The sequence below is a fragment of the Chitinophaga sp. 10T418 genome (assembly GCF_056394125.1).
This window is the reverse complement of record NZ_JBFTHG010000004.1, coordinates 354,974-368,142: the sequence shown is the minus strand read 5'-3', so window position 1 is coordinate 368,142 and position 13,169 is coordinate 354,974. Positions and strand designations below refer to the sequence as shown.

The window sequence follows — 13,169 nt, the reverse complement described above, 5'->3', positions numbered from 1 at the left end:
TAAGGGGAAAGTAATTCACGGAATTGCTTTCCCTGCACGCAAATATAAGTAATGTCCCTATATGGGATTACGTAGGATCAAAACTTAATATTTTTTTGCAACTAAAAAGGCAGATCGTCTGCAGGTTCATTCAATGAAGGGGGGATTTCCAGTTCCCGGAAATTTTCTCCACTGCCTGTGCTCGTACTGCTATGGTGAGGTATGGGGTGATCTTGGTTATTGAGGTCCATGCGTTTATCCAGCATAACCAGGTTGTCTCCTACAACTTCGGTGGCAAATTTCTTGTTGCCTTCTTTGTCTTCCCAGCTGCGGGTGCGTAAACGGCCTTCAATATAAACAAGACTGCCTTTGTGCAGGTATTTCTGCGCCAGTTCGGCCAATCCCCGCCAAAGCACCACCGTATGCCATTCTGTTTGTGAAATGAGCTTACCGGCCCTGTCTTTGAATGTTTCAGTAGTTGCCAGCGAAAATTTGGCTACTGCAATATTCCCTTCCAGAAACTGTACATCCGGATCTCTGCCCAAATTGCCTATCAGGATTACTTTATTAACACCTCTCATAGTTGTAGGTTTTTTTAGTCTATTGTTAAAAAGTTCTTCTTTTAATAAATAAACAACCTTCTTAAAGTTAATATTTTTTTCCAATCGATAGTGAAAAATTTCTTACTGGCAGCCGATTGAGCCGGATTTTCTCTTTCACTACTATTACTGAACTGTGTTAATGGTTAATGTATATTTTTTATCTCTATGCGTGAAGACTAAAATAATTGGAGGTGATTGCTTTCCAGAAAGGTGGTAATTGTTTTTGGGAAAGCATAGTTATTCAGGCTGTTTCTCGCCACCAGCATGTATCCTGGCAAATCCGGGCGCTTTTTCACGGTAAGACTAATAAACTGACTATGAATGGTTTGGTGGGTGAGCTGTTGTTTAAAGGGAGCTGATACCCGGTCTATTTCAAAAGCGATGTTGCCGAAGAGTTGCCGGAATGTTTCGGAAGACTGTATTGTGGTGATATCTGAAGGTGCTGGTGTTTCAATGAGGATGAACTCATGCAGGTTTTGCCAGATATCGCTGTCGGTTCTTTTCCGGATAAAGATTTCTTCTTTATAATTGACCAGCAGGTAGTTGAAGTACCTTTTTTTGATTTTCAGTTTTTTAGTTTTTATCGGGAGAAGGGGTACTAACTGGTTATGCAGGGCCACGCACTTTTTCCGGAGGGGGCAGTCTGCGCACAGGGGTTGCTGTGGTTTGCATACCACTGCGCCGAAGTCCATAATACTCTGATTATATTCCGAAGAAGCGCCATCGGGGAGGAGTTCCTGGGCCAGGGTATCGAATTGTTTTTTGCCGGCGGTGCTGTCTATGGGCGTTTCAATGCCGAAGTAGCGGGAGAGGACCCGGAAAACGTTGCCGTCGAGTACGGCATAGGGGAGATTAAAAGCAAAGGAGGCGATGGCAGCGGCAGTATATGGGCCTATTCCTTTGAGTGCTTTAATTTCTTCATACTGATCCGGGAACTTTCCATGATGGAGGTTGGTAATTTGGCGGGCGGCAGCCAGCATATTTTTGCAGCGGGCATAATAGCCTAATCCCTGCCACAGGCGGAATACTTCTTCCTCCGGGGCGGCCGCCAGTTTAGTGACGGTGGGATAGTTTTGGATGAAGCGCTCATAGTACGGCCATCCTTGCTCTACGCGGGTTTGCTGGAGAATAATTTCAGATAACCAGATGCGATATGGATTCTTTTCACCCTTCCAGGGCATGTTGCGGGTGTTCATTTCCCGGTTCCATTCCAGTAATTTTTCAGTAAAAAAATGTCGGGGTGATATCATTTATATATTATTTTAATAAAATTATTTAGTATATTGATATGGCAAATGCTGTACAAAACCCTATAAGGTACAACAGATACCCATTTCCGGGCATGCAAATAAATATAAATTATCGCCAATACCAGTTATAAGAAAAAATGATAAAATTTATTTGCTTAAAATTCAGCAATTAGAATTTTTAAATTAACTTTGAGAGTAAAGTAATCCTCTCGCTTTCATATGAGAAAAGCTGATTTAATTAACAACATTGCTGAAAAAACCGGCATCCCCAAAGTCGATGTGTTAGTCACACTCGAGGCTATGTTCAAAGAGGTGAAAGAAGCACTTGCAAACGGAGAACACATTTATATCCGTGGGTTTGGAAGTTTCATCACCAAGAAAAGAGCAGCCAAGATTGGGCGTAACATCAAGAAGAACGTAGCTGTGGAGATCCCTGAGCACTTTATTCCGGCATTTAAACCTTCGAAAGAATTTGTTGCTGAGGTAAAGAAGCTTAAAAGTTCTTAATTTTGCAGCCTAATAATTTAGGCGATGCAAAAAACACAAGTTCTTCTGGTGGGTGCTGCGGTGGCACTATTGGTGATATTATTCGCCTTTGGCCGTACTGTGCCCCGGTCAGAAAAGAAACCTATGTCATCTGCCGCCCCTATGCAGGGTGGACAGGATGTAGAACCTATTGCCTTCTCTGAACTGCTTACTACAGCGAAGGGGAAAATTCCTGCTGAAAAACTTTTACAGGTAAATTCAATTGAGACCAATGTTGTCCGCGGGGATGTGAAGACCCAACAGATAGCCGCCTACCAACAATTGTACAACACCTGGGACAGCCTTAACCAGCTGCCCGTAGCCGCATATTATCTTGGCGAAGCCGCTAAGTTGGAAAATTCCGAAAAAAGCCTCACCTTTGCAGCCAATTTATTTTTGGCCCACTTGCAGCATGCAGAAGATCCGCGTGTAGCAAAATGGGAAGCCCAGCAAGCAATCACTTTGTTTGATCAGGCAATACAATTGAACCCGGCGAACGACACACTTAAAATATCACAGGCCATGGTGTACATGAACACCGGTGAACCTATGACAGGTGTGGCTAAGCTAAGAGAAGTAGTGGCTGCACATCCTGATAACATAGATGCACAGGTTACTTTAGCTAACCTTGCTATTACATCGGGTCAGTACGATAAAGCTATCGAAAGACTGGAAGGCGTTGCGAAGAGTCACCCGGATAATGCGAAAGTATTATTTGTGCTGGCAGAATCGTACCGGAGTAAAGGAGATAAGAAGAAAGCGATTGAGCTGTTTGAAAAAGCAAAACAGCTGATGACCGATCCGGAACTGAAGAAGGAAGTAGATAGTTACATTAAAAGTATTCAATAATATTATTTTTCAATCATTTAAAAACGTATCAGCGTATGCCTTGCGGTAAGAAAAGAAAAAGACATAAAATTGCCACTCACAAGCGTAAAAAAAGACTGAGAAAGAACCGGCATAAAAGTAAAAAGAAATAATTACTCCAGTTTCCCGCCATTTATACTAATACGGTATTTTCCCGGCGCGGTGGTCGGATAAAAATTTTCATATATCCTGCATGATTCTAGCATTTACTTCTTAAATTGCTATAGTCATGCAGGTTGTTTCCATAGATCCCGCAATTGAATTCTCCGGACATTACCTGCAGTGATCGCTGAACCCTTAAGCAATCCATTCGTCACGAACGTGAAGAAATACGCTAACTTTATGGTGAGCTATTGTTTTGGTATGCAGTAAGCTGTTCTTACTTAATAGCCGTGTGCATAGCATAAAGGTGAAGTTTTAAAGGTTAAAATTTTGGACGCTTGAATAAGGAACTTATTATAAATGCGGCTCCCACAGGGGTGGAAATTGCGTTACTGGAAGATAAGAAGCTAGTGGAATTACATCACGAAAGTGGCAATCCTAACTTCTCAGTAGGCGATTTGTACCTGGGCAAGGTGAAAAAGCTGATACCCGGCTTAAATGCTGCATTTGTGGACGTTGGCTTCGAGAAAGATGCCTTCTTACATTACACGGATCTCAGCCCCTATATCCGATCTATTCTTAAATTTACTGCAACAGCTATCAGCGATAAAACGCCCGATGGATTCGATTTCACTAAGTTTAAGAATGAACCGGAAATAGTGAAGACCGGTAAAATTACTGATGTACTGGGAGGGAAACCCAACATCCTCGTACAAATTCTGAAAGAACCCATTTCTTCTAAAGGCCCGCGCCTTAGCTGCGAAATCTCTTTACCCGGAAGGTTTATAGTGTTAACACCCTTTAATGATATTGTTGCGGTTTCTAAAAAAATCCACTCCTCCGAAGAAAGAAAAAGATTGCAGAAAATTGTGGAAGCCATCAAAACGCCCAACTTTGGCGTTATTGTACGGACCGCCGCAGAAGGAAAGAAAACAGCAGAATTACACGAAGATCTGACGACCCTCGTTCAAACCTGGAAAAATATCCAGGCCAATCTCAGCGGTGGCGTTGCCCCGCAAAAGATCCTGAGCGAACAAACCAAAACAGCCAGTATTCTCCGCGACTTGCTCAATGAGAGCTTTAACCGTATAGTCGTTAACGATAAAAATATATACACAGACACCAAAACGTACATTCAAAAGATTGCACCCGAAAAGTCTGATATCGTTAATTACTATAATAACGGATCGCCTATCTTCGATAACTTCGGTATTACCCGCCAGGTAAAGGCGTCTTTCGGTAAAACCGTAAACCTCGACAGTGGCGTATACCTCATCATTGAAGCAACCGAAGCACTACACGTAGTAGATGTTAACAGCGGATATAAAAGCTCCAGCAACAACCAGGAACAAAATGCCCTCGCATCCAACCTGGAAGCAGCTGCAGAAATTGCCCGACAGCTAAGGCTGCGTGATCTGGGTGGTATCATTATCATTGACTTCATTGATATGAAACTGCCGGAAAACAAAAAGGCGATATTTGAAGCCATGGAGAAATTTATGGCCCAGGACAGAGCAAAACATACCATCTTACCTATATCGAAATTTGGCCTCATGCAAATTACCCGCCAACGGGTAAAGCCAGAGATCACCATTTCCGTAGCAGAAGATTGCCCTACCTGCAGAGGAACAGGTAAAATCGGCGCCTCCATGCTGATCCTCGAAGACATTGAGAAAAACCTGCAATACCTGCTGAATCACCAGCATAAAGGTCTCACCATTCGCACACATCCTATATTGTACGCTTACCTCACCAAAGGATTCCTTGCATCCAAACAATGGAAGTGGTATTTCCATTATAAAAAATGGATCAAATTAAAAGCCGACTCCAATTACCATCTTACTGAATATCGTTTCTTTGACACCAATGACGAGGAAATTAAGTTATAAAAAGCAAAAGGTCCGCAACTGCGGACCTTTTGCTTTTTATAACTTAATTTCCAGCTTTTAGCCATTAGCTTTTAGCTTTTAGCAAAATGCAGCGAAGTTGATGGTATAGATTACTATCTCCGCTGCATTTTGCTAAAAGCTAAAAGCTAATGGCTAAAAGCTAGAATCGATAATCATCTCTTGCAGGACTGAAACTGTCTATTATTTTGCAATCCGCCAGCGCACGGCCACCATGCGGCGTGTTTGGTGGAATCACGAGCGTATCATGTTGCTTCAATAGATATTTTCTTCCATCCAGATTCATTTCAAAACTGCCTTCCGCTACATACATGATCTGCTCATGCGGATGCTGATGGATAGGCGAATCTGAGCCAGCTGTTATCTCCCAGAATGCCAATGTACTTTTGCTACCATGTACAAAACGACCGTAATGGCCGGCAATCGTGTTCTTTACAGGGATCTCATCTAAAGAAGCAGGTTTATTCATATTTATAGCATTTAGATATTAAATATAGTTTATACAGCAGATTTTAACAACGACCTGAAGCTATAAGTATATATATTTCATACATTTACCGTCATAAATACCCTTTTAATCCCAATTATAATTGTCATGTTTGTTTAAGTAAATAAATACATCCATTACGCATATGACTATACGTTTCTACTCCTTATTTGCCTTACTGTCGTTGATCATCTTTGCTGCCTGCCAGCAACAAAGCGGTTCCCGCAAAAGAACAAAGGCAAGAGATACCTCTCACTATACCAAACAGGCGTATATTGACCAGACTATCGACAGCAATTATGTGAACACATTTCTGCAGTCACATAAAGCTTATGATGCCTATGATGAATCTATTCTCAACTTCTACCGCAAGCGCGATTTTCATTACGCATGGATCAATAAAGATGGGCTGACAGAACAAGCCAGCAACTTTATTAACATGATGAAAAATGATGCCGCCTATGGTATCAAAGACAGCAGTCTGATGACACCAGATCTGCAACAACTGACCGATACCCTGCTGGTCAGCGATGTGGGCCTGAAACCAGGAGATACATCCATTCCCCGCATTGAAATGTTGCTTACCGCGCAATTCTTTGCCTATGGCAATAAAGTTTGGAACGGTATTACCGCCGATTCGGCCAAAGACCTGGAATGGTTTATTCCCCGTAAGAAAATAGACATGGAAAGCTTACTGGATTCTATGGTTGGTAAAAAGAATAACGCTTTTGAAGACGATGAACCTGTAAACAGACAATATATCCTCCTGCGCCAACAGCTGAGAAAACTGGCCCAGCTGGAATCCGGCAAAAAATGGGATTCCATCCGGAGTACCCAGAAAAGCTTCAAAAAAGGAGATTCTTCCAGCGTAATTGCGGAAGTGAAATACAGGCTGGAAGCTTTTGGTGACCTGCCAGGAACTGACAGCAGCAAACGCTTCACCGTTGCATTGGATACTGCTATCCGTAGTTTCCAGGCCAGAATGGGCATAAAAGAAGATGGTACCATCAATAAAAGTGTACTGGACGCCCTGAATACGCCGCTGCAAGATCGTATTCAAAAAATATTGCTGAATATGGAGCGTTTGCGTTGGGTACCTATAGAGCCGACTACAGACTACATCCTGGTGAACATCCCTCAGTTTAAAATGCATGTATATGATAAAGGGAAATTAGCCTGGAGTTGCAATGTAGTGGTAGGTAAACCTGGTGCCAGCACTGTTATATTTACCAAAGAACTACGCCATATCGTGTTTAGTCCTTATTGGAATGTGCCTCCGGGAATATTGTCAAAAGAAGTGTTGCCTGGTTTGAAACGTAGTGGTGGCGGTTATCTGTCAAGACTGAATATGGAAATTGTAGGCGCCAGCGGAAAAACTATTTCTCCGGGATCTATCAATTTCAGCAAGTATTCCGGGGGTAATTTCCCTTACGTAGTAAGACAGAAACCTGGTGGTAAAAACTCATTGGGTAAAGTGAAATTCCTTTTCCCCAACGAATACAATATTTATTTACATGATACCCCGGCCCGTTACCTGTTTGGAGAAAACAAGCGTTCTTTCAGCCATGGCTGTATCAGGATTGCAGAACCCAAGCACCTGGCGGAATGGCTGCTGCGCGATGATTCCACCTGGACTGAAAAGAAAATTGACGATGCGATGAATGCCGGCAAAGAGAAATATGTGACCGTAAAAGATAAAGTGCCCGTATTTATTGTGTATTTCACTGCCTTTGTGGATAGTGACGGCAGACTGAATTTCCGGGATGATGTGTATGGACACGATGCGAAACTGGCTACTTCCCTATTTGGAACAAAGTAATCGAACAAACAAAAAAAAAGCAGCAGCAGGAAGATTTCCTTTCCGCTGCTGCTTTTTTATAGTAATAATCTTTAGAGGCTTACTGCAATAACAGAGATTTCAACATCCACTCCTTTTGGCAATCCCGCTACCTGCACAGTTTCCCTGGCTGGAAAGTCGCTGGTAAAATAACTGCCATATACTTCATTCACTTGTGGGAATGTTTTCATATCTGTAAGAAAGATCGTTGTTTTTACCACGTGTTGAAAACCCAAGCCAGCTTCGGTAAGAATGGCCTGCAGATTTTTCATTACCTGGTGCGTTTCATCCACGATGCCTGATTTAATCAGTTCGCCGGAAGCTGGATCCAGGGCTATCTGACCAGATACATACAGTGTGTTACCAGCTTTCACAGACTGGTTATAAGGCCCAATAGGAGCGGGCGCATTAGTGGTGTTAATGATTTGCTTTTCCATGTAAACGAAAGTAAATAATAATTAAGAACGCACAAATGTCTGTCAGGGCAGATGTGCTATAATTAATGATTCTTTATTAGGTTTGCCGAAATTTAACGCATGAATATCCTGGTAATAGCAGATGCGCAACGGTATGAAGAATTGCAGCAGAAGGGAATGGCCACGCATCATGACATACAATGGAAAACAAGCCTGGAAGAGGTATTGTCACTAAAAGTATTTGACCTGGTGCTGGATCTCATCTTCGACGACCGGCCGGAGCATGCCCTCATGTATGCAAAGAATCCGGGGATTCCGGTGTTGGCAGGTATGGTAAAAGCATCCTTATCCGACATCATGAACCAGTTTGCCTTTGAGCAGGGATTCAATATCATGGGTTGTAATTTTTTACCGGGGTTTGTGAATATGCCGGTGATGGAGGTAACGGTGATGGATGAAGGACAAAAGGAAACGCTGGATAGTATCATGTATAAACTAGGCTGGGAATATGCGCTGGTGGCGGATGTTGTTGGTATGGTTACTCCCCGGGTGATATGCATGATCATTAATGAAGCTTATCTCACGGCACAGGAAGGAACGGCATCCCGGGAGGATATAGACACTTCTATGCGTTTGGGTACCAACTATCCTTATGGTCCTTTTGAATGGAGTGAGCGGATCGGAATACTGCATGTGTACGAAGTATTGAAGGCCATACACGATGTTACCGGTGATGACCGTTATGAAGTAGCAGCCTCTTTGCAAACAGCATACGAAGCGATTTAATTTTTTACATGGCACTTATACTGAATATAGATACCGCAACAACTACCGGCTCTGTGAGCCTTTCCCGCGATGGGCAAGCCATACAAACGCTGGTGAATGAAAAGCAGCAGGATCATGCTGCTACTATGATTTTATTTGTGCAGCAGATATTGAAGGAACAAGGCATTTTACCTGAAGCACTGGATGCTATTGCGGTGAGTGCTGGTCCTGGTTCCTATACCGGACTAAGGGTAGGAGTGGCTACTGCAAAGGGTTTGTGCTATGCATGGCATAAGCCGCTGCTGGCTATTTCCACATTACAGATGATGGCGCAGGGATTGGTAGCTACAGTAAAAGATGAACTGGCCTGGTATTGTCCGATGCTGGATGCCCGCAGGCAGGAAGTGTTTATGGGGCTGTATGATGCCGGTTTACAGGAGATCATGCCGCCACAGGCTATGATCCTGGAGCCTTCTTCCCTGGATGGTCCGCTGGCAGAAAAGAAAATTTACTTTTTCGGAGATGGCAGCCCTAAATGGGAGCTGATGTTATCTTCGCATAAAAATGCTATTTTTGCAGAATATGTGATAAGTGCGGCGCATATGGCACCGCTTTCCGCGCAGGCTTTCGATAAAAAAATGTTCGTTGATCTGGCTTATTTCAGTCCATTCTACCTCAAGCCATTTTATTCTCCTCAAAAACCCTGAACACATAACGTTGTTTTGTCATAGAAGAGTCAAATTACATCTAATTTGCAAGTATCCGGGGGTTATATATGATAAAATAAGGTATGGAAATTTTTTTTATTGTGATAGATATTATATTTTTGTATAAATCGATTACCGCAATTGTTGTCTAACTGTTTGCGAGTACTGTCCGTTGATCCCTTTCATTTCATCATTTTTTTAAAACTATTATGCGATGGAAAAAACATTATTAACTACCTCTTCTAATACTCTTATTATTTCTAGAGGTACCAATGAAAAAGACCAGATCAAATTGGATTACATTGCCGTCAAGAAGGCTGCTATGGTTTTACGTGCTATCAACCATAAGCTGCGCCAGCAGATGATTAAGCTGCTGGAAGACCACAAAAAAATGACCGTGACCGAGATTTATGTGAAGTTGCGTCTGGAACAATCGGTAGCATCGCAACACCTCGCCATATTAAGGCGCGCAGGCATTGTAATTACAGAAAGAGATGGTAAGTTTATTCACTACACCATCAACAAGCAACGTATTGCTGAAGTGGCGAAGTTTGTGGAAGAACTTGTTGGGTAAAAGTATTGCTCCGTATTACATACGGAAGAAAATTATATAAAAAAGTAGCCATAACGGCTACTTTTTTATTTTGGTATAGATTTTATCCATATCTACACCTACTGAGAAGTTGTAAATTTGTAAAAATCAAAAACCATGTTCGTAAAACAATTGTACACCAACTGTTTGTCAGAAGCGGCATACTTCATTGAATCTGAAGGAGTAGCCGTGGTGATAGACCCGTTACGTGATATCGAGGTTTATCTAGATCTGGCAAAAGAACGCAACGCAACCATTCAATACATTTTTGAAACGCATTTTCATGCGGACTTTGTTTCCGGACATCTGGAACTGGCTGCAGCTACCGGCGCAAAAATCGTTTATGGCCCGGATGCAGTGACTAACTTTGAAACTTATGTAGCCAAAGACAACGAAGTATTCAAGATCGGCGCCGTTACGATGAAAGTATTACATACGCCTGGTCATACACTGGAATCTTCCTGCTACCTGCTGCTCGATGAAAAAGAACAGCCTTATGCCGTATTTACCGGAGATACTTTATTCGTTGGAGACGTAGGCCGCCCGGATCTTTTCAGCGGTGACCTCACCAAAGAAGAACTGGCAGCATACCTGTTTGATTCTCTCAACAACAAGATCAAAACATTACCTGATCAGGTGATTGTTTACCCTGCACATGGCCCTGGTTCTGCCTGCGGTAAAAACCTGGGTCCTAACACTTACAGCACCATCGGTGATGAAAAAGCCACCAACTACGCGTTGCTGGCGACAGATAAGGAAAAGTTTATTGAAGAAGTAACCAGCGGTTTAACCACGCCTCCATCTTACTTCCCTATCAATGCTAAAATAAATAAAGAAGGATATGATGCGCTGAAAGCTGTAATGGAAAAGGCGATGCAGCCACTTTCTCCTGCTGAATTTAAGGCAAAAGGACAGGAAGGTGCATTGATCCTGGATACCCGTCCGGCTACCGAATTCGGTGACGGATTTGTTCCCGGCGCTATCAGCATAGGTTTGGAAGGACGTTTCGCAGAATGGGCGGGAAGCTTGTTGCCTTTTGATCAGGACATCATCCTGGTTACGCCAATTGGCAAAGAAGAAGAAACGGTTGTGAGAATGGCCCGTGTAGGATTTGATAACGTTACCGGCTATCTGAATGGAGGCTACCCTGCATGGGAAGCATCCGGTGAAGCCAAAGACATGATCATCACCGTGGAAGCAGACGAACTGGCCATGGACCTGCCACACGATCCAAACCTGGTGATCCTCGATGTACGTAAACCAATTGAATTTGCAGATGGACACATCAAAAATGCCATCAACATTTCACTGGGGGATATGATGGATCCCGGAAAAATGGCAGATATGGAAGATAACTTTAACCTGTACGTTCATTGCCAGGGCGGTTATCGCAGCATCATTGCCTGCTCTATCATGAAAAGAGAAGGTATCCACAACCTGCGCAACGTAGACGGTGGCTTCGCAAAAATGAAAGACCAGAAAGGACTGCAGGTGGTACAGGAAAAAACAGTACTGAACTAAGAGATAAGAATTTCAAATTACGAATTATGGGCTTGCAGATGATCAACGTGGAAATGACGCTGATGTCTGCAAGCCCGTAATTCGTTATCCTTCTTTTGGCTATTCGCTTTGTAATCGTTAACTTCTTCCTACAAAATTGTTTGGGCATGACTACCAAAACCCTGGCAATAGCCTCCATACTCTCCATAGGTGCGTTTATATTCGCCTGTAAACCCTCTGATGCAACATTGAAAGCAGAAGTAAATGAAAAATTAAGCCTCGTTCCCGGCATCTCTGCTGATGTGAAAGATGGTGTAGTTATTCTCACTGGAGAAGTAAGCGATGAAGTTGCCAAATCGGCCGCAGAAGAAGCGTTGAAAGGAGTGAGAGGCGTGAAGTCCGTGCAGGATAATATTACCGTAAAAGCCCCGCTGCGCGCGGAAACACCACCGGTGGCCATTAACCCGGATGAAATACTTAAAAAAGCGCTGGACTCCGTTTATGCTGCTAATGGCTTTACAGATATTACAGTGACTATTGCTAATGGAGAGGTGACCCTTGATGGCACAGCCAAAAAGAAACAACTGCGCAAGGTTATGCAGATAGCGCAGCAGTCTGCTGCAAAAAAAGTAACGAATAATGTGAAGGTGAAATAAACTGATACGGTACTAGCCTGATTTAGCAACGCATAGATCTTTTTGGTTCACATCTCCCTATAAACCCTTCCCGTTTTTCTGCCCCTGATATTGATGTTTCCAGCGACGATGGCTCCACACCCATACTTCAGGCTGTTCATGGATGTTATTCTCCAGATAGTGTACAAACGTTTCTGTGATTTTTCCATCAGGTTCCTGCTGAGGATTTTCGAATGCGAGCTTTAAAGTAGCGTTATAGTAGCCTCTTTTTATTTTGCGGATATCCACAAATACTACGGGGATATTGCTGCGTTTAGCCCCCATTTCAGGGCCTTTGTAGAAGGGCGTCATTTTGTTGAGGAACGGATACCAATAGCAACTGCGGGGATTACCCGGATTCTGATCTGCCACCAATGCGATCAGGTATTGCTTGTTGGTCCATTCCTTCATGCTGTTACCCATATCATTGGCAGGGATCAGGATAGTGCCGAATTTTTCCCGGAAGTGGCGGAACATACGATCCGCGGGCTTGCTGGTAAGTGGCATATATACCACGAGGAAGGGGAAAGCAACGTCCTGCATACAAAACAGGTTAGCCCATTCCCAGTTAAAATTATGCCCCAGGTGCAGCTGACAGCTTTTGCCCTGTGCATATAATTCGTGCAGTACAGTGAGATCACATTTGAAGCGCTTTTGCAATTGCGCTTTGCTCATGGTGAGCAGCTTGATGGTTTCCACCATCATGTCTGTAAGGTTGTGGTAGTATTTTTTAGCGATAATGGTAATTTCTTCCTTCGACTTATCCGGAAAGGCTTGTGTCAGATTCTCCATCACCACTTTCCTGCGATATCCGATGATATAGTATACCAGTACGTATAGCACGTCACTGATAAAGTAGAGTACCGGAAATGGCAATATGGAAAGACTATAGCAAAAAGCAAGCAGCAGATAATACATATTCCTGTTTGTTGTAAATCCAACGCAAAGGTAATGAAAGA

Annotated in this window: 14 protein-coding genes; 9 read left to right on the top strand and 5 right to left on the bottom strand. The window is 43.0% G+C overall.

The features are described 5' to 3' along the window. Positions 1 to 101: 101 nt before the first annotated feature. Together AC1DCV_RS13690 and mutY are read right to left on the bottom strand one after the other, a co-directional pair. Positions 102 to 560: a single-stranded DNA-binding protein gene (locus AC1DCV_RS13690; protein WP_441577685.1), complete on the bottom strand. Its 459-nt coding sequence runs from the start codon at positions 558 to 560 to the stop codon at positions 102 to 104. Positions 561 to 757: 197 nt separating this feature from the next. Beyond that, complete coding sequence (gene mutY, locus AC1DCV_RS13685; RefSeq protein WP_477023668.1) at positions 758 to 1,831, bottom strand: A/G-specific adenine glycosylase; 1,074 nt, start codon at positions 1,829 to 1,831, stop codon at positions 758 to 760. 219 nt (positions 1,832 to 2,050) lie between these two features. On the opposite strand from mutY, the gene AC1DCV_RS13680 reads away from it, so the two are divergent. From AC1DCV_RS13680 to AC1DCV_RS13670, 3 genes are all read left to right on the top strand, one after another. Continuing rightward, positions 2,051 to 2,338: an HU family DNA-binding protein gene (locus tag AC1DCV_RS13680; RefSeq protein ID WP_073084475.1), complete on the top strand. Its 288-nt coding sequence runs from the start codon at positions 2,051 to 2,053 to the stop codon at positions 2,336 to 2,338. Between the two features lie 24 nt (positions 2,339 to 2,362). Next, the gene (locus tag AC1DCV_RS13675; RefSeq protein WP_477023667.1) at positions 2,363 to 3,205 is read left to right on the top strand and encodes a tetratricopeptide repeat protein; all 843 of its coding nucleotides are present in this window, start codon (positions 2,363 to 2,365) and stop codon (positions 3,203 to 3,205) included. A gap of 458 nt (positions 3,206 to 3,663) precedes the next feature. Beyond that, positions 3,664 to 5,214, top strand: coding sequence for an Rne/Rng family ribonuclease (locus tag AC1DCV_RS13670; RefSeq protein WP_477023666.1), 1,551 nt, complete (start codon positions 3,664 to 3,666; stop codon positions 5,212 to 5,214). Between the two features lie 160 nt (positions 5,215 to 5,374). On the opposite strand, the gene AC1DCV_RS13665 is transcribed toward AC1DCV_RS13670, so the two are convergent. Then, positions 5,375 to 5,701: a cupin domain-containing protein gene (locus tag AC1DCV_RS13665; protein ID WP_477023665.1), complete on the bottom strand. Its 327-nt coding sequence runs from the start codon at positions 5,699 to 5,701 to the stop codon at positions 5,375 to 5,377. 163 nt (positions 5,702 to 5,864) lie between these two features. Here AC1DCV_RS13665 and AC1DCV_RS13660 point away from each other — a divergent pair, with 163 nt between their 5' ends. Next, positions 5,865 to 7,538 (top strand): L,D-transpeptidase family protein, encoded by a 1,674-nt coding sequence (locus AC1DCV_RS13660; RefSeq protein ID WP_477023664.1) that lies wholly within the window; start codon positions 5,865 to 5,867, stop codon positions 7,536 to 7,538. Positions 7,539 to 7,609: 71 nt separating this feature from the next. On the opposite strand, the gene AC1DCV_RS13655 is transcribed toward AC1DCV_RS13660, so the two are convergent. Beyond that, on the bottom strand, positions 7,610 to 7,993 hold the full coding sequence (locus tag AC1DCV_RS13655) for a RidA family protein (protein ID WP_477023663.1): 384 nt from the start codon (positions 7,991 to 7,993) through the stop codon (positions 7,610 to 7,612). Positions 7,994 to 8,092: 99 nt separating this feature from the next. Between AC1DCV_RS13655 and AC1DCV_RS13650 the strand changes: the two genes are divergently transcribed. The 5 genes from AC1DCV_RS13650 to AC1DCV_RS13630 all read left to right on the top strand — a co-directional run bounded on the left by AC1DCV_RS13650 (position 8,093) and on the right by AC1DCV_RS13630 (position 12,192). Continuing rightward, positions 8,093 to 8,758 carry a 3-hydroxyacyl-CoA dehydrogenase family protein gene (locus AC1DCV_RS13650; protein WP_477023662.1) on the top strand — a complete coding sequence of 222 codons (666 nt, stop codon included), beginning with the start codon at positions 8,093 to 8,095 and terminating at the stop codon, positions 8,756 to 8,758. 8 nt (positions 8,759 to 8,766) lie between these two features. Next, a complete protein-coding gene (tsaB, locus tag AC1DCV_RS13645) occupies positions 8,767 to 9,444 on the top strand; it encodes a tRNA (adenosine(37)-N6)-threonylcarbamoyltransferase complex dimerization subunit type 1 TsaB (RefSeq protein ID WP_477023661.1) in 678 nt (225 codons plus the stop codon). Between the two features lie 214 nt (positions 9,445 to 9,658). Then, positions 9,659 to 10,018: an ArsR/SmtB family transcription factor gene (locus AC1DCV_RS13640; protein ID WP_012788619.1), complete on the top strand. Its 360-nt coding sequence runs from the start codon at positions 9,659 to 9,661 to the stop codon at positions 10,016 to 10,018. Between the two features lie 135 nt (positions 10,019 to 10,153). Continuing rightward, positions 10,154 to 11,557 carry an MBL fold metallo-hydrolase gene (locus AC1DCV_RS13635; protein ID WP_477023660.1) on the top strand — a complete coding sequence of 468 codons (1,404 nt, stop codon included), beginning with the start codon at positions 10,154 to 10,156 and terminating at the stop codon, positions 11,555 to 11,557. 146 nt (positions 11,558 to 11,703) lie between these two features. Further along, the gene (locus tag AC1DCV_RS13630; protein WP_477023659.1) at positions 11,704 to 12,192 is read left to right on the top strand and encodes a BON domain-containing protein; all 489 of its coding nucleotides are present in this window, start codon (positions 11,704 to 11,706) and stop codon (positions 12,190 to 12,192) included. Between the two features lie 57 nt (positions 12,193 to 12,249). Here the strand turns inward: AC1DCV_RS13630 and AC1DCV_RS13625 are convergent, their stop codons facing one another. Then, positions 12,250 to 13,128 (bottom strand): lysophospholipid acyltransferase family protein, encoded by an 879-nt coding sequence (locus tag AC1DCV_RS13625; RefSeq protein ID WP_477023658.1) that lies wholly within the window; start codon positions 13,126 to 13,128, stop codon positions 12,250 to 12,252. Between the last annotated feature and the right edge of the window lie 41 nt (positions 13,129 to 13,169).

Coding starts and splice junctions, on each gene's coding strand:
- AC1DCV_RS13690 (WP_441577685.1), bottom strand. CDS start 560: ATGAGAGGTGTTAATAAAGTAATCCTGATAGGCAATTTGGGCAGAGAT.
- mutY (WP_477023668.1), bottom strand. CDS start 1,831: ATGATATCACCCCGACATTTTTTTACTGAAAAATTACTGGAATGGAAC.
- AC1DCV_RS13680 (WP_073084475.1), top strand. CDS start 2,051: ATGAGAAAAGCTGATTTAATTAACAACATTGCTGAAAAAACCGGCATC.
- AC1DCV_RS13675 (WP_477023667.1), top strand. CDS start 2,363: ATGCAAAAAACACAAGTTCTTCTGGTGGGTGCTGCGGTGGCACTATTG.
- AC1DCV_RS13665 (WP_477023665.1), bottom strand. CDS start 5,701: ATGAATAAACCTGCTTCTTTAGATGAGATCCCTGTAAAGAACACGATT.
- AC1DCV_RS13660 (WP_477023664.1), top strand. CDS start 5,865: ATGACTATACGTTTCTACTCCTTATTTGCCTTACTGTCGTTGATCATC.
- AC1DCV_RS13655 (WP_477023663.1), bottom strand. CDS start 7,993: ATGGAAAAGCAAATCATTAACACCACTAATGCGCCCGCTCCTATTGGG.
- AC1DCV_RS13650 (WP_477023662.1), top strand. CDS start 8,093: ATGAATATCCTGGTAATAGCAGATGCGCAACGGTATGAAGAATTGCAG.
- tsaB (WP_477023661.1), top strand. CDS start 8,767: ATGGCACTTATACTGAATATAGATACCGCAACAACTACCGGCTCTGTG.
- AC1DCV_RS13640 (WP_012788619.1), top strand. CDS start 9,659: ATGGAAAAAACATTATTAACTACCTCTTCTAATACTCTTATTATTTCT.
- AC1DCV_RS13635 (WP_477023660.1), top strand. CDS start 10,154: ATGTTCGTAAAACAATTGTACACCAACTGTTTGTCAGAAGCGGCATAC.
- AC1DCV_RS13630 (WP_477023659.1), top strand. CDS start 11,704: ATGACTACCAAAACCCTGGCAATAGCCTCCATACTCTCCATAGGTGCG.
- AC1DCV_RS13625 (WP_477023658.1), bottom strand. CDS start 13,128: ATGTATTATCTGCTGCTTGCTTTTTGCTATAGTCTTTCCATATTGCCA.